The 20,123-nt window shown below is 60.1% G+C and carries 16 protein-coding genes; 1 reads left to right on the top strand and 15 read right to left on the bottom strand.

The genetic code is table 11. The annotated features are described in order from the left end of the window. Positions 1-221 precede the first annotated feature (221 nt). From BV034_RS07430 to BV034_RS07360, 15 genes are all read right to left on the bottom strand, one after another. Positions 222-1,139 carry a hypothetical protein gene (locus tag BV034_RS07430; RefSeq protein ID WP_050025657.1) on the bottom strand — a complete coding sequence of 306 codons (918 nt, stop codon included), beginning with the start codon at positions 1,137-1,139 and terminating at the stop codon, positions 222-224. Between the two features lie 25 nt (positions 1,140-1,164). Further along, complete coding sequence (locus BV034_RS07425; RefSeq protein ID WP_050025656.1) at positions 1,165-2,238, bottom strand: sugar phosphate isomerase/epimerase; 1,074 nt, start codon at positions 2,236-2,238, stop codon at positions 1,165-1,167. Between the two features lie 281 nt (positions 2,239-2,519). Further along, positions 2,520-2,843 (bottom strand): hypothetical protein, encoded by a 324-nt coding sequence (locus BV034_RS07420; RefSeq protein ID WP_050025654.1) that lies wholly within the window; start codon positions 2,841-2,843, stop codon positions 2,520-2,522. Positions 2,844-2,960: 117 nt separating this feature from the next. Next, positions 2,961-3,995: a peptidyl-prolyl cis-trans isomerase gene (locus BV034_RS07415; RefSeq protein ID WP_050025652.1), complete on the bottom strand. Its 1,035-nt coding sequence runs from the start codon at positions 3,993-3,995 to the stop codon at positions 2,961-2,963. 2 nt (positions 3,996-3,997) lie between these two features. After that, positions 3,998-7,345, bottom strand: a complete 3,348-nt coding sequence (mfd, locus tag BV034_RS07410; RefSeq protein ID WP_050025703.1) for a transcription-repair coupling factor — start codon at positions 7,343-7,345, stop codon at positions 3,998-4,000. A gap of 122 nt (positions 7,346-7,467) precedes the next feature. Further along, the gene (locus tag BV034_RS07405; protein WP_050025650.1) at positions 7,468-8,949 is read right to left on the bottom strand and encodes a sigma-54 dependent transcriptional regulator; all 1,482 of its coding nucleotides are present in this window, start codon (positions 8,947-8,949) and stop codon (positions 7,468-7,470) included. A gap of 132 nt (positions 8,950-9,081) precedes the next feature. Continuing rightward, positions 9,082-9,795 (bottom strand): isoprenyl transferase, encoded by a 714-nt coding sequence (locus BV034_RS07400; protein WP_050025648.1) that lies wholly within the window; start codon positions 9,793-9,795, stop codon positions 9,082-9,084. A gap of 156 nt (positions 9,796-9,951) precedes the next feature. Beyond that, positions 9,952-11,226: an adenylosuccinate synthase gene (locus tag BV034_RS07395; protein WP_050025646.1), complete on the bottom strand. Its 1,275-nt coding sequence runs from the start codon at positions 11,224-11,226 to the stop codon at positions 9,952-9,954. Positions 11,227-11,346: 120 nt separating this feature from the next. Beyond that, positions 11,347-11,925: an FHA domain-containing protein gene (locus BV034_RS07390; RefSeq protein WP_050025644.1), complete on the bottom strand. Its 579-nt coding sequence runs from the start codon at positions 11,923-11,925 to the stop codon at positions 11,347-11,349. 417 nt (positions 11,926-12,342) lie between these two features. Continuing rightward, positions 12,343-13,512, bottom strand: coding sequence for a glutamine-hydrolyzing carbamoyl-phosphate synthase small subunit (gene carA, locus BV034_RS07385; RefSeq protein WP_050025642.1), 1,170 nt, complete (start codon positions 13,510-13,512; stop codon positions 12,343-12,345). 154 nt (positions 13,513-13,666) lie between these two features. Then, positions 13,667-14,140 (bottom strand): thioredoxin family protein, encoded by a 474-nt coding sequence (locus tag BV034_RS07380; protein WP_050025640.1) that lies wholly within the window; start codon positions 14,138-14,140, stop codon positions 13,667-13,669. A gap of 82 nt (positions 14,141-14,222) precedes the next feature. Further along, on the bottom strand, positions 14,223-14,549 hold the full coding sequence (locus BV034_RS07375) for a cation transporter (RefSeq protein WP_050025638.1): 327 nt from the start codon (positions 14,547-14,549) through the stop codon (positions 14,223-14,225). A gap of 102 nt (positions 14,550-14,651) precedes the next feature. Then, entirely contained in the window at positions 14,652-15,035 is a 384-nt protein-coding gene (locus BV034_RS07370) for a rhodanese-like domain-containing protein (RefSeq protein WP_050025636.1), read from the bottom strand. A gap of 180 nt (positions 15,036-15,215) precedes the next feature. After that, positions 15,216-16,610, bottom strand: coding sequence for a sigma-54 dependent transcriptional regulator (locus BV034_RS07365; protein WP_050025634.1), 1,395 nt, complete (start codon positions 16,608-16,610; stop codon positions 15,216-15,218). Positions 16,611-16,634: 24 nt separating this feature from the next. Further along, positions 16,635-17,966, bottom strand: coding sequence for a HAMP domain-containing sensor histidine kinase (locus BV034_RS07360; protein ID WP_265592744.1), 1,332 nt, complete (start codon positions 17,964-17,966; stop codon positions 16,635-16,637). A gap of 234 nt (positions 17,967-18,200) precedes the next feature. Here BV034_RS07360 and BV034_RS07355 point away from each other — a divergent pair. Continuing rightward, positions 18,201-20,123, top strand: a 1,923-nt coding sequence (locus tag BV034_RS07355; RefSeq protein WP_050025630.1) for a TonB-dependent receptor, incomplete at its 3' end; no start/stop codon positions are given.

Here is a 20,123-nt window from a genome sequence, read left to right as displayed (position 1 = left end):
AGAGGAAGCGTCGGAAAATACGGCCCCTCACCCTGGGTCTCTGCGGACATGTTTTATGCGAAATCGGACAATCCGCAGGCTAATTTCAGCCTGACCGCCTAAAAGCGGAACTCCAACAATAACCCCCTCCACCAATGTCAAATATTCCTCGAACCCGAAACTGACGCACTGACGCACTGACGCACTGACGCACTGACGCACTGACGCACTGACGCACTGACCTACCGACTCCCCGCCGCTTTCACCGCCCGGGCCAAGTCCACATTGGCATCCAGCAGTTCCTGGGGCACCTTGTCCAGCGCATACGTCTCCTGCCCGCCAATGCGGTTGATGATGACGTTCTTGCCGCTGATGGAGAAGGAGAACGTGGTGGGCCGGCTCGCATCACTGACCGCCGAGGCTGCGACGGAACCCGCAGACGCTCCCAGTTCCTCCGCTTTGAAGCCCAGCAACGGGGCCATACGTGGATTCGTCCTGGCCAGTTCCTTGCGCTGGGCGTCAGGGAGTTTCTTCAGATCGTCCAGTTGCACGGTGGAGAAGCCGCCGTCGTGCATGAGCTTGATCTCCAGATCCTTCACGGCAGACATCCGCACGTTCTTGTAGGTCTTGCCCGCAATTTCCAGCATCGGCACGTAGTCCGCTTTGGCATTCGCATGCTGGCGCTGAAACTCCTGCAGCGGCATCCAACGACCGGCCACCACCACATTGCCCTGGCGGTGCTTGTCCATGGCCGCGACGATCTGGCCGATGAGCGGTTGCATCAGAGCCACTGCCTTGGGATACCGTCTGGCGGTCTCCTGGGCCTCCGCTCCGATTTTCTCCAACCCCTTCCAGTCCTCGTCACTCACCAGGGTCAGCTGACCGTAGATCGGGTAAGGCACCATTTTGCGCAGCACCGGTGGCTGGAGTTGTTTAGACGAACCATCTGCAAAAGTGAAGGTGCTGGTCATGCCAAACGTCTCCACGGACACAAACTCGTGCGCCGTGGCAAACTCGTCTCCGCTGCTGGCGGAACTGCCAATGACCACCACGCCACCCTTGGCGGGGATGGGGGCAGCGAAGAGATTCAGCGATCCAAGACTTAAAACAGCCGCAACCAGAGCGGCACTCCAAAGGCGGTGGGGGCGGCAGGTCTTCATGGGAGGTTTCTGTTGAATTTGACGGCTAGCGGGCTCCGCCGTTCACCCCTGCTCCGTAGGTGCGAAGCGCAGCCACGCTGCGCTCGAACTCGCCCTTCTGGTAGGCGATGTCCGCTTCCTTGTTCGGGGCCTTGAAGGGCGGAATCGGTTTGCCCTTTTTGGCCAGAGCTTCAAAGGCCGCCAGATCTTCCGCAGGCATCTTGTCGTAGCCCAGGTCCTTCAGGAACTCGGGTTTCTTGAATGGCAGCGGTTTGGCAAAGCCGGAGATGGTCTCAATATTGAGCGGAACGCCGGGGCAAAGCTCGGCAAACCGCTTGGTGTACGCTTTGAAGTCCACGATGCCCTCACCGATGGCCGTCCACTGCACCGTCGCCCCATTTTCGCTCTCCCAGATCATGGAGTCACGCACGCTGGAGCAGTTCACATAAGGCCCGAGTACCTCCAGGTGTCGCAGCGGATCTTCCATCACCCAGGTGGCGTTGCCAGGGTCAATATTGGCCCCCACCCAGTCTTTGCCCGCAGCCTCGATGAGCGCCTTCAGTTCGTGGGACTGCATGTCACCCGCGTGGTTTTCGATCGAAATGCGAATGCCGGCGTCATGAGCCCGGCTCTTGCAGCCCTGGAATACCTTCAGCAAAGACTCGATATGCCGCTGAATGCCGCCGTCACCCTTGCGGTCGTCGTTGCTGCCCAGGTAGCAGCGCGCTACGGGAGACCCCAGCGCCTTCGCCACCCGAATGCAGAGGGCAAGATGTTCCTCTGCCGTGCCAAACGTGTCTTTGAACCGCGCGGAGGTGGGGCACACACTGGAGGTCCCCACGTACAAAGCCAGCCCCGCCCGGTCCGCCTGCTCCTTCAACCCCTTCAGGTAAGCATCTTCGAAGCTCTCAAACGGCAGAAGTTCTGAAAGGAACAGGGTGTCCACCTTTTGAGCCCCGGCATACTCGATGAACTGGGGGGCCTTCCACCCGGTGGACCGCACCGCAAAGTGATCCAGGCCGATCCGCACCTTGAGCGGCCCACCTTGAGCGAAGGTGGATACGGCAGGCAAAGTGGCAGCAGCGGCAGCGGAGGTCTGGAGAAAGCGGCGGCGATTCATGGCCGCACATCTCACCGGAACTGCCGCATTTTGGCAACTGAATTCCGCCCACTCCGTAGGAGACAGAAGATTGGAAGACACAAGAAGAAAGACCTGAGGGGACGCTCACGGCAGGCGATGCGCCTGTCCTACATCTGCAAGAACTGATCAAATCGGCACACGATCAGATCATCCGGAGCAACGCCTCAACTTCTCGATAAGATGCAAGTCAAGAGGAGCCGGGCGATGGACGTTTTGCGGTTCATCCCGCTGTCGAAGACCCTAGGTTGCAGGAGGTTCCTCTACTCATGAGGATAAAAACTGAGATGCAGCAGAAACTCCCTCTGTAGCAGACTGGTGATGCCTTCCCCATCCGGCAACTGGCTCGCAATGCCAGCCCAATGTTCTGCCACATAGGCCGTCCAAGATTGAGGATCAACTTGTCTAGCGGGAATCTGCTGACTGACCAGCAAATAGCCATCCGCCTCGAGATCGTGACGCAACCTGGTCTGGGCTTCCTGTTCAGATCCCGCTCCCACGAGGGCGTACACTGTGGCCGCAGCATAGAAGGGGTGGGCTTTTCCGGTGGCATCCACCTCGGCACGAACTTCAAAGAGTTGTTTCATACGGCGCTCTGGTGATCGCTCCGGTTCACGCACTCCACCACAAAAAAGAGCCCCGTTCCAAGCGGAACGAGGCCCTGAAAATCGAACTCTGCGTGAGTCGGTGACAGTTTTGTCAGCTTACGGCTGCACCAGATCGGACTGCTTGCTCAGCCAGGCCAGGAAGGCCTTGCGGACGGAGTCAGGCTGAATGATGGCCTTGCTGGCCAGACCGGACAACCAGCGGTTGACGGCGTTGCGCCCCTGCTCGCTCTGGATGAATTTTTCGATCTGGGGACGGACTTTTTCCAGGGGCTCCATGTTGCCGGGCTGTTTGGCTTCGCAATAGATGATCATGTAGTTGCCACCGATCTCCACCACGCGGCTGACTCCACCAACTTTGAGGGCAAAGGCCACATCAGCGATCTCACGGCTCAGCGTGGCGCGCTCCTGCAGACCCCAGTCACCACCGGAGTCAGCACGGCTGTCTTGGGAGTAGGTTTTGGCCAGATTGGCAAAATCCGAACCGCTCGTCACTTTGCCGCGGATCTCTTCTGCAAGAGTCTTCTGCGATTCAGGAGAGGCACCGACGTTGCCGATCGGATACTTGGGGATCGTGATGGTGCTGAACTTGATGTAGTCCTTGTCGCGGAATTTGTCGGCGTTCTTGCGGTAGAACTCCTCCACCTGTGCCGGTGTGGGCGGCGCCAGATCCTTCGTCTGGCGGGCACGCAGCACGGAGACCACCATCATCTTCTGGCGCTGTTCGCGGAACTTCTTCAGCGTCATGCCGGTTTTGGCCAGCTCCATGAGGAACTTCTCGCGGTTCCCTTCGAAGTTGTCGCGCACGATGCCGTTGATGTCGTCATCGATGTACTGGGGCTTGATGGAGCCACCGAGTTTGTCGAACTCTGAGAGAACCAGCTGACGCTCGATCAGCGCATAGAGGGCGCCTTCGCGGAGTTGGGCAAGACGGGCATTCTGTTCATTGGGGTCACGCACCGTCATGCGGATGAGCTGCTCCTGGGCTTCCACAGCCTCCTTCACTTCGGATTTTGTGACGACCTTGCCGTTCACCACCACCGCAATGCCGTTGGAGCTTTGGGCCACGGCAGAGCTCACGGCAGACAGGGTGAGCGCCAGGGTCAGGCTCAATAGGAGGGGACGGTACTTCATGATCAAAAACTTCTCAGCAGGTGGAAAGACTCGCGCAATTGTAGGGTTGGGTCATTCGCTGTCAAACGGGGAAACTTGCCGCTCAGCAGGACATATTGACCATTTCGGGTAAGCATGAGCTTGCCCTCTTTGACCTCCACTGCGGAAATACTGGCGTGTGCAGCAGCAAGCTTGATGCCAGCGCAGACGAGGAGGTTCTCCACCGCAGGAGGAGGAGGGCCGTATTGGTCGCGCCAGTTGCGCTCCAGGGAATCCAACTCCTTGCGAGTCAACACCTCCCCCAACAGGCGGTAGGCGGTGATGCGGGAACGGGCATCCTCAATGTAACTCTGGGGAATAAAACAGGGTATGCGCCACTCGTTGATGGTGACCAGCTTCTGGCGATCGGGCGGCCGATGGGCCGTGGCGGCCGTCACCCGCTTTTGAGGAGTGCCATCTGCCTCCTGCAACCACTGCGCTTCACTCATGCACAGGAAGTCCACACGCAGACTCACCTCCATGGGCGGAGGGGTGCGTCGGCCCTGCAGGCGGGCGGTGGCAGACTTCAACATCTGACAGTATAGATCAAAGCCGATCGCAAAAATGTGCCCACTTTGCTCAGTTCCGAGCAAATTTCCCGCTCCGCGGATCTCCAGATCGCGCATGGCGATTTTGAACCCGCTGCCAAGCGCCGTGTACTGCTTGATGGCGGTCACCCGTTTTCGGGCATCTCCCACGGTCATGAGATCACGGGGCAGCATGAGGTAGGCATGAGCCCGCTCGCCCCCACGCCCCACCCGTCCACGCAGCTGATAGAGATCCGCCAGGCCAAACCGGTCCGCGCGGTCAATGATGATGGTGTTGGCGTTGGGGATGTCCACCCCGCTCTCGATGATGGTGGTGCAGAGCAGCACGTCCGCCTCCCCGGCGATGAAGCGACGCATCACGTCCTCCAGCAGCGTCTCATCCATCTGGCCATGGCCGATGACGACCCTGGCCTTGGGCGACAACGCCTCCAGCTTGGCCTTCATCTTCTCCATATCCATCACCCGGTTGTGGAGGAAAAAGACCTGCCCGCCTCGCTCGATCTCCTTGTTGATGGCGTCGCGAATGATCCTCTCGTCGTAACCACACACGCTGGTCTGCACGGCATGCCGGTTGGGCGGCGCGGTGTCCAGGGTGGACATGTCCCGCATGCCCACGAGGCCAAGGTACAGCGTCCGGGGAATGGGCGTCGCGCTGAGAGTGAGCACGTCCACGAGGCGGAACAGCTGCTTGAACCGTTCCTTGTGCTTCACGCCAAAGCGTTGCTCCTCATCGACCACCGCCAGTCCCAGCTGCTTGAACTGCACGTCCTTGGAAATCACGCGGTGGGTGCCGACCACGATGTCCACCGTCCCATCCTTCACCCCTTTGAGAATCTCCTTTTCCCGTTTCGCCGGCGTCAACCGGCTCAGCATCTCGACCGTCACGGGATAGTCAGACATGCGTTCCTTGAAGGTGGCCAGGTGCTGCTGGGCCAGCACGGTCGTCGGTACCAGTACCGCCACCTGTTTGCCCCCCATCACCGCCTTGAAGGCCGCCCGAATCGCCACCTCCGTCTTGCCGAAACCCACATCCCCGCAGAGCAGACGGTCCATGGGCTTCTCCTGCTCCATGTCCCGCTTGATCTCGGCGATGGATTTCAGCTGGTCCGGCGTTTCCCGGTAGAGGAAGGATTGCTCGAACTCCACCTGCCACTTGGTATCGGGCGGGTGGGCATAGCCTTTCAGCGTCTGGCGCTGCGCCGCGATGCTCAGCATGCCGGCGGCAAACTCCTCGACACTCTTCTCCGCTTGGGCCCGGGTCTTCACCCATCGGGCGTCTCCCAGCTTGTTGAGCGTGGGAGCCCTGCTTCCCACCCCGACATAGCGGGAAACCATGTGGGCCTGGGACACCGGAACGAAGACCTTCGCATCCTCCGCGTACCGGATGACCATCACTTCCTCACGCCGGGCACCTTCGCGCACTTCAATGCCGCCGTACTTCCCGATCCCATAATCCAGATGGACCACCAGATCCCCTTCCCGCAACTCCCGCAGGTGGTCCCGCGCCTGACGCAGCACCTGCGCCTCATCCAGCTTGGAGCCGCGGAAACGACGCGTGTTCTGATACCGACCGAAGACCTCCGCTCCCGTCAATACGGCCAGCTTGGCGGCAGGAATGGCAAACCCGCGATGCAACAAGCCCAGCGCCAGCTCCATGTCATGCTTCTGCAACCACTCGCCCCCCACCAGCTCCTCGAAGCGCTCCCGCTCGCCAGGATTGTGGAAGAACATGACCACCCGCCACTTCTGCTTGCGCCACTCCTCCACCTGTTTGGTGAACTGCTCGCGCCGGGCCTCCTGCACCACGAAGTCCCCTGCATGGAAGACACCCAGTGGATTCTCGAAGATGGCCGTGGAAAAGTCCTCCTCAGCCAGATCAGCACGGGCACCGGAGGTAATGGTAACGGTTGCAGGCGACAGAGTCTCCACCTCCAGGGCAATCACCGCATCCTGCTCCTGAATGAACTGCCGTACTGTGGTCGTCTCCCCAGTCGAGTCTGCAGCGTGCACCAGCAGTTGCATGCGCTGAAAGCGTTGCACTGAGGTCTGGGTGTGGATGTCGAAGCTCCTCAGCGACTCCAGTTCATCGTCAAAAAATTCCATCCGCAGAGGCTCCTCCGCCTGCCAGGAGAAAACGTCCACAATGCCGCCACGCCGCGCCACCTGACCACGCTCGGTCACCACTGGAACCCGCTCATAACCGGCGCTCCCCAGATCCTGGAGGAGGGCCTCTACATCCAGCTTCATGCCGGTTTGCAGGGACATCTTGCCCGCCTCCAGCTCATTCAGTGCCGGCACCTCCTCATCCAGACTGTCCGCGCAAATCACCAACACCCGTGGTTGGCCTTCGTCCCCGCCAGTCTCCTCGCCGCTGTCGCCAGCTCGGGCTTTGCCTTTACCCTTGCCAGACACGGACTCGGAAAATCGCGTCAAGGCCGTGATCCGCTCCGCCAGAGCGTCGGGGTCTGGCAATCCTGCGGCATCCCCCATCTGGGAAAGTCTGGGGAAGAATAACGCCGGCAATCCCCAGACCCTCAACTCCCCCTGGACCTGCTCCTGCACGCGGGCGTCTGGGCAGACCACCCACAGCCGCCGCTTGGGCAAGGCCTGGGCCGCGAGGGCCGTGGCGAAGGGCCAGGCCTCCTTTGCCACGTGATCCAGGATGATCCCGCCACTTTTCAGCGACTTCCAAAGGGTGCCGAACGGCTTGGCCCCATGGGCTACCTTCACCAGGCTTTCCGCCAGGTGGTGTTCGTCCACATGCAGCTCTTTTTCCTTGGCCATGAACACAATGGAGCAGAACCTGCTGGCCGGGAAGGCCACGCGGATTCTGCTGCTAAATCGACAAAAATGAGACGCAACGGCTCCAAGTGTCCGGCTTGCGCAACCAGACGCCTGTCACCCGGCTAGGACGCCTTGCGGGCCTTGGCCGCCTTGACGTCAGCGGGCTTGACCTCCGGCTTCTTTTCGTCCCCCACCCTCACGTCGGACTTGGCCAACGTGATCGCGGGAATGCCGAGAAGCTTGGCGGCCTCATCCACATCCTGATGGCAGTTACGCAGCGCCATCTTCTTCAGCTCGCGGTCCAGCCAGGGAATGAGCTCAAAGTCCGGCAGAGCCTGGGCACCGTGCAGCAGCGACTGCAGGGCATCCTGCATGCGCATCAGCGTGTGAATCGGTGTGGCGATGCGCTGGGTATTGCTGCCCAGCGGAATGTCACTGGGCAGGAGCACGTCTGTGTTGCAGAGGGCACAGGCGCGTTGCAGCGTATTTTCCAGCTCCCGGACGTTGCCCGGCCAGTCATAGGCCTCGAGTAATGCCAGAGCGTCCTCACTGAACCGCATCTGCGGGGTGCGCTTGCGCGCCGCCATGCGTTGCAAGAAAAACTCGGCCAGGATGCGCACGTCTTCGCGACGCTCACGAAGCGGCGGAATGTGGATGCGCACCACGTTGAGGCGGTAAAAGAGGTCTTCGCGGAAGCTGCCTTCCGTCACTTCCTTCTCCAGATCTTTGTTGGTGGCTGCCAGCACCCGGACGTCCGTCTTGAGGGTGGAGTTGCCGCCCACGCGGCTGAATTCGCCTTCCTGCAGCACACGCAGCAACTTGCTCTGAACGGTGAGCGGCATGTCGCCAATCTCATCCAGGAAAAGCGTTCCGCCATCGCACTGCTCAAAGCGCCCCATGCGCTGGGCGACAGCTCCGGTGAATGACCCCTTCTCGTGACCGAAAAGCTCGCTCTCCAGCAGGTTGTCAGGAATGGCGGTCACGTTGATCGCCACAAACTCCTTCTGCGTCCGCGGGCTGAACTTGTGCACGGCACGGGCCACAAGTTCCTTACCACAACCGCTTTCACCAGTGATCATCACTGCGGCATCCGAGCGTGAGACGCGACCGATCAGCTTGAAAACCTCCTGCATGGCGCCACTGCGCCCAATGATAGTTTCCTGAATGCTTTCAGAGGAAACCGGCTGTGCACTGGCGAGCGTGACCTTTCTGGCCTCCACTGCACGCAAGGCGCTTTCTACGATGGAGCGCAGGTCGTAAGGCATCTGTTCCTTCCGCAAAAAATCGTACGCACCAAGGCGCATCGATTCAATGACGGCACTCGTTCCCGCCAGGCCGCTGAAAAGCAGCACCATGGCGTTCGGGTCTTGCTGGCGCAGGCGCTTGAGAAGCTCGATGCCGCTCATCTGCGGCAGGCGGGCTTCGCTCAACACCAGATCCGCCCGCTGCTTCATATAGGCTGACAGCGCCTCTTCCCCACGCTCGAAGCTTTCGATCGTCACATTGGGGGACTTGAGGTGCGATACAGCCCAAGCAAGAAAGTCTGTGTCCGGATCCACGATGAACAGCCGCGTGGATTCGGGAGGTGTGTCGTTGGTCAGCATCGGAAAAGCACTTTCACACAATTGCGGAGATGCGCAAAGGTTACGTTCCTTTCTGCAACGCAGACGCAGAGTGTCAAGTGAAGGCAGAATGCCTCCCCCTTATGATGACTAGCCAATAGGCTAGTAGGCCGATCAGGCAACACCCCCAAAGCGCCGCTGCCGCCTGCCGAAGTCCCGCAGCGCCTCCACCAACTGCTCCCGCCGGAAGTCAGGCCAGAGCGTCTGGGTGATGTAAAACTCCGTGTAGCTGAGCTGCCACAGGAGGAAGTTGGAGAGACGCATCTCCCCGCTGGTGCGGATCAGCAGATCCGGATCGGGATAGTAGCGGGTGTACAGGTGCTTGCTGAACACTTCCGCATCGATCATGCCCTTGTCGAGGTGGCCTTTCTCCACGCTGTCGATCAGGCTCTTGATGCCATCAATGATCTCCTCGCGGGAGCCATAGCTGAGGGCAAAAATCAACGTCAGGCCGGTGTTGCCGGAAGTGGCCTCGATGGACTTGTGAAGCTGATCCTGGCAGGACTGGGGAAGATCGTGCAACCGGCCGATGGCCTGAAGGCGCACATTCTTTTTCACCATGTCTGGCGTCTTCTGCTTCAAGAAGCGCTCCAGCATTTTCATGAGCGAGTCCACCTCGCTCTTGGGCCGTTTCCAGTTCTCTGTGGAAAATGCGTACAGCGTGAGAAATTCAATGCCCAGATCTCCGCAGGACTCAACCGCCGCCTGCACAGACTCCGCTCCGCGGCGATGCCCCTCAGTGCGCGGCAGCCCCCGTTCTTTGGCCCAACGGCCGTTGCCATCCATGATGATGGCAACGTGACGGGGAATGACGAGATCTTCCGGCATGGGAGGAGCGCACTCTGATAGACGACCCCTGAGGGTTCAAGCGATTTGCAATCCCGCGTGTCGGGGACGACACCCATGGACACCGGGGCGGCTAGTTTCCCACCACCCCGGCTCAGGGTTCGCATTTACGGTCGCTTGCCCGTGGTCCAGGCCCAATCAATCCACCACAAGGGTCTGTTCACGTGCCGGGCCGATGCCGAGCAGGCTCACCCGCGCGCCGGCGAGTTCCGCCAGACGGTTGAGGTAGGTCTTGGCGAGCGGCGGCAGATCAGCGGCGTTGGTGAGGCCACTGAGATCCTGTTTCCAGCCCTGGTGAGTTTCATAAACCGGCTCACAACGCTCCAGCTCTGGAATGGTTGCTGGCGGGTGATTGATCTCCTTGCCATCCAGAAGGTAGGCACGGCAGATCTTGATCTCATCCAGCCCGTCGAGGCCGTCGAGGTTCGTGATCGCTATTTCATCGCATCCGTTCACCATGACGGCGTAGTTCAGCAGCACGGCATCCAGCCAGCCGCAGCGGCGGGCACGCCCCGTGGTGGCGCCATACTCACGCCCCATGTTGTGAAGCATGTCAGAGATGGCTTCATTCTCCGTGACGAACGGGCCGCCACCGACGCGGGTGGTGTAGGCCTTGGCCACGCCGATGACCTTGTCGATCTTGCGGGGAGACACGCCAGAACCCGTGCAGGCACCGCCTGCGGTGGTGTTCGAGGAAGTGACGAAGGGATAAGTGCCGTGGTCGATGTCCAGGTAGCTACCCTGGGCCCCTTCAAACAGGACCATCTTGCCCTCGGCAAGAGCCTCGTTCAGGTAAACCACGGTGTTGGCGATGTGCGGACGCAGCAATTCAGCGGCGGCCACGATCTGGGCCACCACTTCTTCCACGTTCACCTTCTCAAATCCGGCAGACTCCAGTTCCTGATTGTGCAGGGCGGCGCGCCAGGTGATCTCATGGGTGAGCTTGTCCGGATCGCGAAGATCGGTTACCCGGAGGCCCTGCCGCTCGATCTTGTCTGCGTAGGTGGGTCCGATGCCCCGGCCAGTGGTGCCGATGGCGTTCACGCCACGGCGGGCTTCCCGGGCCTTGTCCAGGGAGCAGTGGTAGGGCATGGTGAGGTGCGCATGCTCACTGATGAGCAGGTTCTCCGGGGAAATGTGCACTCCTTGGGAGCGGAGCTTTTCCATCTCCTTGAGCAGGCCGAGCGGGTCAATCACCACGCCGTTGCCGATCACGCACTTCTTCTCCGGCCAGAGGATGCCGCTGGGAATAAGGTGCAGGATGTACTTCGTGCCACCGCTGATCACCGTGTGGCCGGCATTGCTGCCACCTTGGGCGCGTGCGACCACGTCGCTACGCTCCGTAAGATAGTCCACGATTTTTCCTTTGCCTTCGTCCCCCCACTGGAGGCCGACGATGATGGTATTGCTCATGAGATGAAAATAAGAACTGACGGGAAGCGGCAAAAAGAGGGCTCAGCCCGCCCGCCCCAAAGAGCGCACGTCTGAACCCCAATTGGCCAGCCTGATTCCCTTGACCGGGACGCGAAAAAATCAAGCGCCCATCTTCAGAATCATGAAAACAGCCGCGCCACAGGCGGCGAGACCCACGAAAGCGAGGGCCATCAGGCCACCGCCGGCGTTCTTTGCCTTCGCCTTGGGGCCAAAACCACGGCGCTGACCGGTCGGGCAGGGTGTGGAGCCCAGGCCTGTCACCACTGGTGCGGCAGAGGCCGCAGGAGATTGGGACCAGGAGCGGGACGGGGCGGCCGGAGCCTCCTCCACCACTTCCTCCTCATAGGCAGGGGCCGCAGCCTCTTCGTATTCAGCAGGGGCTTCCGCCACCGCCTCACCTTCGACGTAGCCGGTCACATTGCCCAGGCGGAAGCTTTGCCCCGGGCCTACTTCAGCCTGGTCAACGCGAGCGCCATCAAAATGGGTGCCGTTCGTGGAGCCAAGGTCGCGCAGCTCAACGCCCTCGCCCTTGTTGATGATTTCACCATGGTAGCTGGAGACGGAACCGTCCGGGATGACAAAGTCATTGTCCTCAGCACGACCAACGCGGACGCGTTCAGTCGTCAGGTCCAGCTCCAGAGTGCCGCCATCAGGCGTGGTGAATTGAATTTTCGGCATATCGCGAGTTTTTTAGCAGGGCGCGAATGCCGAGGCAAGACCAATACCAATAATCCAATATTGGGAGCAGCAGTCAGGAAGCCGGGGGGTTTTCAGTGTCAAGTTTTCAGTATTCAGCCCCCTGCCGAAGGGGCCCAGCCTTTTCAACCACAGAGGGCACGGAGATTCACAGGGTTAACTTCTCATTCGCCCTTTCCGCTCTACACCCCGCCCATCGGCGACTACCCTCTGCAAACTCCATAGCCAGGACGGCTCTTCTACCCTTCCCCCCAGACGCAGGCCGACATTGTGGAAGAAGCGTCCCGCTTCTTGGGCCCGCTACAGCCCGGGCTGCCGAAGTCCGTCAAGAGGACGCCCACGCCTCAACGCCGCTGCGCAAAGAGCCGGGACGGCTCTTCTACTCTGCACAGCCGCAGGTTACTTGCCCTTGGTCGCGTCGATCAAGCTGGCAAACTCACGGAAGAAGTAGCTCGCGTCGTTCGGACCAGGAGCCGCCTCAGGGTGGTACTGGACGCTGAACACGGGCCATTCCTTGTGGCGCAGGCCTTCGACCGTCTGGTCATTGAGGTTGAGGTGGGTCACTTCCACATTCGAGGGCAGCGACTCCCCATCCACCGCGAAGCCATGGTTCTGGCTGGTGATGGAAACCTTGCCACTGCGCAGGTCTTTGACGGGCTGGTTGCCACCGCGGTGCCCAAACTTAAGCTTGAAAGTCTTGCCGCCGAACGCGTGTCCCAGGATCTGGTGACCCAGGCAGATGGCGAAGATGGGCTGGTGCGGGATCAGCTTGCGGATCTCCTCGTGAATGTAGTCCAGAGCCGCCGGATCCCCGGGGCCGTTGCTCAGGAAGACGCCGTCTGGCTTGAGCGCGAGCACGTCTTCCGCCTTGGCGGTGGAGGGAACGACCTGAACTTCAAAGCCTTCCTGCCGGAGACGGCGCAGGATATTGCGCTTGATGCCGAAATCATAGGCAACCACACGGTGCCGGGTCTCACTGAGAGGGTGGAAAACCCCCGTCTCTCCGCCAAGTGTTCCCTGGCTGGGGTTCGGGATGTCCCAGCGACAGCTGTCGGAATTGTCCGCATCCCAGTGATAGGGATTCACGGTGGAGACCTCTTTTACATAGTCGCTGCCTTCCATGGAAGGACTGGCCTGGGCCAGAGCCACGGCCTCCGCGACGGAGGAGACTTCGCTCGTAATGACGGCGCGCATGGCTCCCCGCGTGCGCAGATGCTTGGTCAGCGCCCGGGTATCGATGCCCTGAATGCCGGGAATCTCCCAGTGCTTTAGGTACTCATCGAGCGACTGCTGGCTGCGCCAGTTGCTGGGGATTTCACAAAGTTCTTCGATGATGAAGCCGCGCACATGAGGCTGATCGCTCTCTGTGTCCAGCGGGTTGACGCCGTAGTTGCCGATCAGCGGGTAGGTCATGGCCACCATCTGACCGCGGTAGGACGGGTCCGTCAGCACCTCCTGATATCCGGTCATTGAGGTGTTAAAGCAGATTTCCCCGGTGCGTGTGACCGGGGCTCCAAAAGCTTCCCCTTCAAAGTAACGTCCGTCTTCCAGTGCTAGAATGGCTTTCATCTATTGTGCGATGGGGCGACTTACCCGCATTTTCCAGGGGATGCAAGATGGGATTCCCGGCGGGCACCGCCCCACCACTCCCCGTATGTGAAAAAACCGTGACATCGCTTTGGCGAAGTCACGGTTTTTAGAATTTGGAATGGCTGAGTGCCGGTTATTTTTTGGAGGTATCAGCAGCCGCAGTCGCCGTGGCGGGGGCCGTGCCTGCCTTGGTCAGCACTTCATTGAGCTTGCTGGCGAAGGCCTCTGGCGAGTTGCCTCCCACCTGCTTGCCAACGGATTCCCCGGCGGCGTTCAGGAACTCAATGTGGGGAATGCCGCTCACGCCAAACTTCTTCATGTCTTTCTCGTTGCGCTTGTCATCCGCATCCAGGTAGGCCCAGTTGAATTTGTCATGAAGGGGCTTCACCGAATCACTGGGATAAACATTGTTCTTCATGGCCTGGCAGGGGCCGCACCAGACGGCGGAGTACACGGCCACAATGGGCTTGCCGTTCTTCTTGGCATCATTCAGGGCGGACCGGAGGCTGGATTCAAACTTGGGGCTCCCCTTCGGGAAGTCACCCGCGTGCACCAGGGCCGCGGAAGTCAGAAGAACGAGGGCGAGCGATTTGATGAGTGTTTTCATGGAGGGCAGGGTTGGTGAACAGGCGACCCTCACGGGTCACTGGAACTACGACTCCCGAAGGACCGGGAATATTCCAAAAAACTTATTTGGCCGTCTTGTCGAGGCTCAAGATTTGGTACTGGCTGGCACTCTCCCCGAGAGCGTTCACGGCATCTTGTTTGGTCAAAGTATCGGTGCTGGCGGCAAAAGTGACCTTCTGGGTGTTGGCTTCTGCGCCCTTGGTCACCTCCACTGCTGTCACCCCCGGCAGCTTTTTCAGCGCCTCCGTCACGTGGGCCTTGCAGGAAGCACAGACGATGCCCGAGACCGTGGCGGTGTACTCCGTCCCCTTCGCGACAGGATCCGCACCCAAGAGCGGAAGGGAGGCGGCAGCGAGAAGAAGGGAAAGGGATTGGGCAAAGCGCTTCATAGCGGGAAAAGAATGTGGGGTTCGAGGACGGCAGGGGCGAAACAAAAAATGCAGCCTGGCAGGGAAAAATCCAAGCCAGACTGCATTTCAATTCAAGATGAATTACTTCTCAGTCTTCTCGCCGGCCTGGAGCCAACCGGAGATGCCAGCGGAGAGGTGCTTCACGTTGGTGTAACCGAGTTCCTTGGCGGCTGTAGCGGCCTTGGCGTAGGCGCTGCAGGTAGGGCCACCACAATAGGCCACGACGAGGGAGCCTTTGTCAGCAGGAAGCTTGGAGGCAAGGGCTTCCTTGCTGGCGGTGTAGTCGATCGCCCCTGGGATGTGGCCTTTTTCGTAGGACTTGCTGCCGTTCACGTCGATGACTGTCACCTTCTTCTCGGAGATGGCCTTCTTCAGGTCCTCGATGCTGATATCGGGATACTCACCGGCGAACACGGCTGGGATGGCGAGGAATGCTGCGGCAAGGAATGCGAGTGCTTTCTTCATGATATCTGATGCAGGTTATGTTTGGTTTTTAGACGGAATGTCCGGCAGCCGGACCATGGGACGACGTCTTGTGCGACCTTTCCACCTTCAAGGTGAAAAGATCCCACGAGACACCGGTACGACTACGCATCTGAAACGACCCGTAGCCGCCACTTCTTTGTTTCTTGATTAACTTTTTCGTTAGTTTTCCTCCATACTGCTTGGGTCGCGCAGTTTTTTGCGGAGCGTGGCGCGGTTCATATCCATTTCCCGGGCTAAAACCGTTGGTTTATTCTCAAAACGCGGCAAGAGCGCAGCCAAAAGTCGCGATTCCAGCTCATCATGCAGGGCATCGTACTTCATCCCCTCGCGAAGTCTGGCCTCGATCCACTCGTGAAGCGCGGCATCCAGCCCGCTGATGAAGCCAGAAGTCTCTCCCGCTGGAGAGGTGGCCACATCCTTGGGAAGATGGGCGGGCAGGATGAGCGGGCCGGTACAAACGGCAGCGGCATGCTCGATCACGTTGCGCAATTCACGCACGTTGCCAGGCCAGTTGTGGCGAAGGAGGACGCTCAGCGCCTCTTCAGATACCGCCAGCTTCCGGTCACCAGCGACGGAGGCGAGGAGGTAGGAGCAGAGCCCGGGGATGTCACTCAGACGTTCCCGCAAAGGGGGCAACTGCACCTCCAACACCCGCAGGCGGTACAGCAGATCCTCGCGAAACCGCTTCTCAGCCGCTGCCTGCACGAGGTCCTGATTGGTGGCGGCGATGATTCGAAGGTCCACCTTCAGATCCTCCCGACCACCCACGCGGGAGAAGATCTTCTCCTCCACGAAACGGAGCAGCTTCACCTGTAGCGCGGGAGAGAGCTCACCGATTTCATCCAGAAACAAGGTCCCGCCTGCTGCGCGCTCAATATGGCCCGTCTTGGTGGCGAGTGCTCCTGTAAACGCCCCCTTCTCATGACCGAAGACCTCGCTTTCGAGCAGATTCTCCGGAAGGCTGGCGCACGAGAGTGTGACAAAGGGCCCGGCATGGCGACGGCTGTGCAAATGAATGACCCGGGCCGCCAGCGACTTGCCAATTCCGGTAGGCCCGGTGATCAGCACCGGAGCGTCCGAGGTGGTCGCATGCGCGATGGCGGCGAAGGCGGGCTGCATGGCCAGAGCGCTGCCAATCAGGAGCGCGGAATCCGAAGACGCGTCCTGGATCGCGGCTGCCACAGCACCATCCCCTTGAGACTGGAGAAGCACTTGCAGCGACTTCTCCAGATCGCGAAGGTCCAGGGGTTTCACTAAATAACCTGAGGCACCCCGCTTTTTCGCCTCCACGGCATTCTGCAGATGTCCGTGCGCGGTGATGATGAGCACAGGCAAGTCCGCGTCCACACCCCGAATTTCCTGCAACACCTCGAGGCCGCTGCGGTCCGGCAGCCCGATGTCCAGGACGACGAGGTTGGGAGGCTGGCGTCGCAGTTGCTCCAAACCCTGGGCGGCAGAGGCGGCCAGCACCGGCTCAAACCCCATGCGGCGAGTCAACTGCCCGATGGCGGAAGCCAGGGCGGCTTCATCTTCTATAATGAGTATGCGAGACATGGGACGAGACATTTGATGGATGATCTAATGGAGAGGATGAGAAGAGGGCGAAGCGGACGCGGAGGGAGCCGGGGAAAGTTCCACCGTGACCACCGCGCCGCGCGCAACATTCACCACGGAAAGAGTGCCCCCATGAGCTTTGACGATCTCATTGGCCACAGTGAGGCCGATGCCCATGCCCCCCTCCCGCTCTGAATAGAAAAATTCCGCGAACCGTGCCAGCGCCTCAGGAGAGAAGCCCTTGCCTTCGTCCGCAAAGGAGATTTTCACGATCCCCTGCTCCTGGACGGCCGTCACGATGGTCACGCCACCCAGAGGCATCGCCTGGGTGGCATTGATGAGCAGATTGCTGAAAACCTGCACCAGTCGTCTGCGATCCGCCATGATCTGGATGCTCCCCGGCACCTCCAGCTGAACCTGCACGCCCGCGTGTCGCATTTGCGGTCCGTGTGTGATTACCACCGCTTCCAACAAGGGTTTGAGTTCCACCAGTTGAAGCGCCGGCGGCTCAGGGCGGCTAAGAAACATCCATTGGTTTACGAGCCCTTCAATGCGAGCCGCCTCACTGGCGATCACCTCTGCAATGGGTGCATTCCCATCCAGGGCCGCAAGCTCGGCGTGCATCTTGATGGCGGAGACGGGATTCTGGATCTCATGGGCCAGAGCCGCCGTCATCCGCCCCAATACTGCCAGCTTCTCCGCCTGTTCCCGTTTGGCCCGCTCTTCATGCAGGGCTTCCCGGGTGCGCACAAAGGCCCGCGCCACATCGCCTATTTCATCGTTCCTTTCTGCCTCCGGGAGCACCAGCTCGCCGGGTTCTTCAATCTCAGGCAGACGCGAGGCGAGATTCCGCAGTGGCAGGACCAACCCCCGGGACACCAGCCAGCCCACTCCGAGAGCGAGCAGCCAGAACGCTCCCAGCACCGCAAAGGTCAGCGGCTGCCAGACTCCCCGCCAGGCAGGCCGCAGCGGCCGAATCAACAAGAGATCTCCACCAGCCGGAAGACCGACACCGACCACCTCCCAATGCGCTACCGCATGACAAAGGCCGTCTGCGGGAAAACTCTGTAGCTCCTCGACCGGCACGCCAGGCAGGGATTCAGGAATCAACTTGCCCTGTCGGCGGAAGGCCACCGCCATGTCCAGCACCTCCCCCAGCTGACGGGCCATCCGCTCCGTGGGCGGGAATCCTGCCTCCCCCATGAAACCAGCATTCGTGCGTGCCAGTGACTCGAACCGGGCCCGATCCTCCCGTCCCACCATCACCACCATCCAAACCAGGAGCGCCACGGACCCCGCCAGCACCAACCCGGCAAACGGGAGGACAATGCGCCAGGGAAGACGTTGAGCGGGCATGCAATAGTTATTGAAGCAGCGAAACTGATACAGAACCCGGCAGTTGCAAAGACGCAACACCATGAGAATTTTTCGATGGTCAAATTTCACCCATTACACATCGAATGTGAATGCTTTTTATCCCATTTACCCAAGGTTGCCATACCTGCCCGGAGCTGCCAAACCCTTATCCCACTAGGGCTTGGAGGATTTATGTAGGCGCTGGCATGTAACCTGCCAAGGGGAGGGACCCGCATGCAATCTCTCACACACTCCCTCAGACGAACGCTGTTCTCCGCCGCCACGAGCGTCTGCCTTTCCGCAGCAGGTGCGGAGCTGCCACCGGAAGAAACTGAGGAGCTGATCGTTACGGCAACACGTGGCAAAACCTCCGCAAAAAACGTCCCTTACAGTGTGAGTGAGGTGGATGCGCGCCGCATTCTAGAAATGCAGCCCCAAAGCTTCCCTGAAGCTCTGAAGGAGGTGCCGGGGGTGTTTATCCAGCAAACGGGGCATGGCCAAGGGTCACCCTTTATCCGTGGTTTCACAGGTTTCCGTACGCTGGGGCTGATCGACGGCGTCCGTCTTAACAACTCCGTCTTCCGGGACGGACCGAACCAATATTTCAGCACCATCGATCCGCTGGGTCTGAGTTCCATTGAGGTGGTCAAAGGACAGGGGTCGTTTCTCTACGGCAGCGATGCCATCGGTGGTATTGTCAATGCCTTGACAAAAGGCCCCGTTTACATGGAGCCCCCAATGGTGGCCACCACCATTTCCGGCAAGTCGCCCAAGGAAGTCGCCCCCGTTGCGCCACCTGCCCCCACCGGCCCCTACATCACTGGCGAAGCTTCTACACGCTGTGCCACCGCCGAGAACAGTTGGATGGGCCGGTTGGAAGGCAGCATCAGCGAGTATAACAAGTACGGCTTCCATATCGGGGTCACAGGTCGTACCTACGGGGATCTGCATGCTGCTGAAGTGGGAGACCTCTCCCATACCGGCTATGATGAACTGGGCATCGATGCCAAACTGGAGGTGTTCCTCGCCGACGATCTCAAGCTGACGGTGGCGCACAACCAGTTCATCCAGGATGACGTCTGGCGTACCCACCGCACCATCTATGCGGTGCCCTTTGCAGGCAGCGCAGTGGGCAATGAACTGGAACACTACTTCGATCAAGACCGGTACCTGAGCTACGTTCGGCTCGAAGGCACTCCTGACACTGGATTCGCCGACCGCTGGCAGTTCACCTTCTCGCACCACTGGCAGAGCGAGGACAACCACCGGAAAGCCGAAGATCACACCAGCCGGGTGGATGGCTTTGATGTCTCCACCTGGGGGCTCGACCTCCAGTTCGAAAGCAAGACATCCATTGGCACGTTGACGTATGGGGCGAACTATTACTTCGACGACGTCAATTCGTTCTCTGATCGGTACAATGCAGACGGAAGCTTCAACCGCCGGGCCATTCAAGGTCCCGTGGCCGATGACTCCGAATACCATCTGGCCGGAGTTTATTTCCAGGATCTCATTGCCCTCAGTGACCGTCTCGATCTCACTCTGGGCGGACGCTACACCTACGCGGCGGCCGATGTCGGCAAGGCCCAGGATCCAACCAGTGGAGACGAGATCTCCTTCGATGATGACTGGCATGACTTCTCCGGCAGTGCCCGTCTGCTCTACAGCGTGGACGAGGCGAAGCGGTTCAAGATCTTTACCGGCGTCTCCCAAAGCTTCCGCGCCCCCAACCTGTCCGACCTCTCCCGGCTGGACACAGCCCGTTCCAACGAGCTGGAGACGCCTTCACAGGGACTGGATCCCGAAAAATACCTGACCGCCGAGGCGGGCATCCGCTGGAATTCCGAGCGGCTGAGCACCAGCCTGACCTACTTTTACACAGACATCAGCGACATGATCGTGCGGGCCCCCACCGGACGCGTCATTGACGGACTGGACGAGGTGACCAAGCTCAACGCCGGCGACGGCTATGTGCAGGGCATCGAGTTTGAGTTCAACTGGCAGTTTGCAGACGACTGGCACCTGTATGGCAGCATTGCCTGGCAGGACGGTCAGGTGGAGGGCTACCCCGACTCCACCACCCGCCTTGTGGAAGAACCTCTGAGCCGGCTCCTGCCCATCACGGGCCTGGCTGGCCTGCGCTGGGACAGCCCCTCC

Source organism: Verrucomicrobium sp. BvORR034 (assembly GCF_000739635.1).
GTDB lineage: Bacteria > Verrucomicrobiota > Verrucomicrobiia > Verrucomicrobiales > Verrucomicrobiaceae > Verrucomicrobium.
Note: the sequence above shows the minus strand (reverse complement) of the source record. Positions and strands in the feature narration are given on the sequence as shown.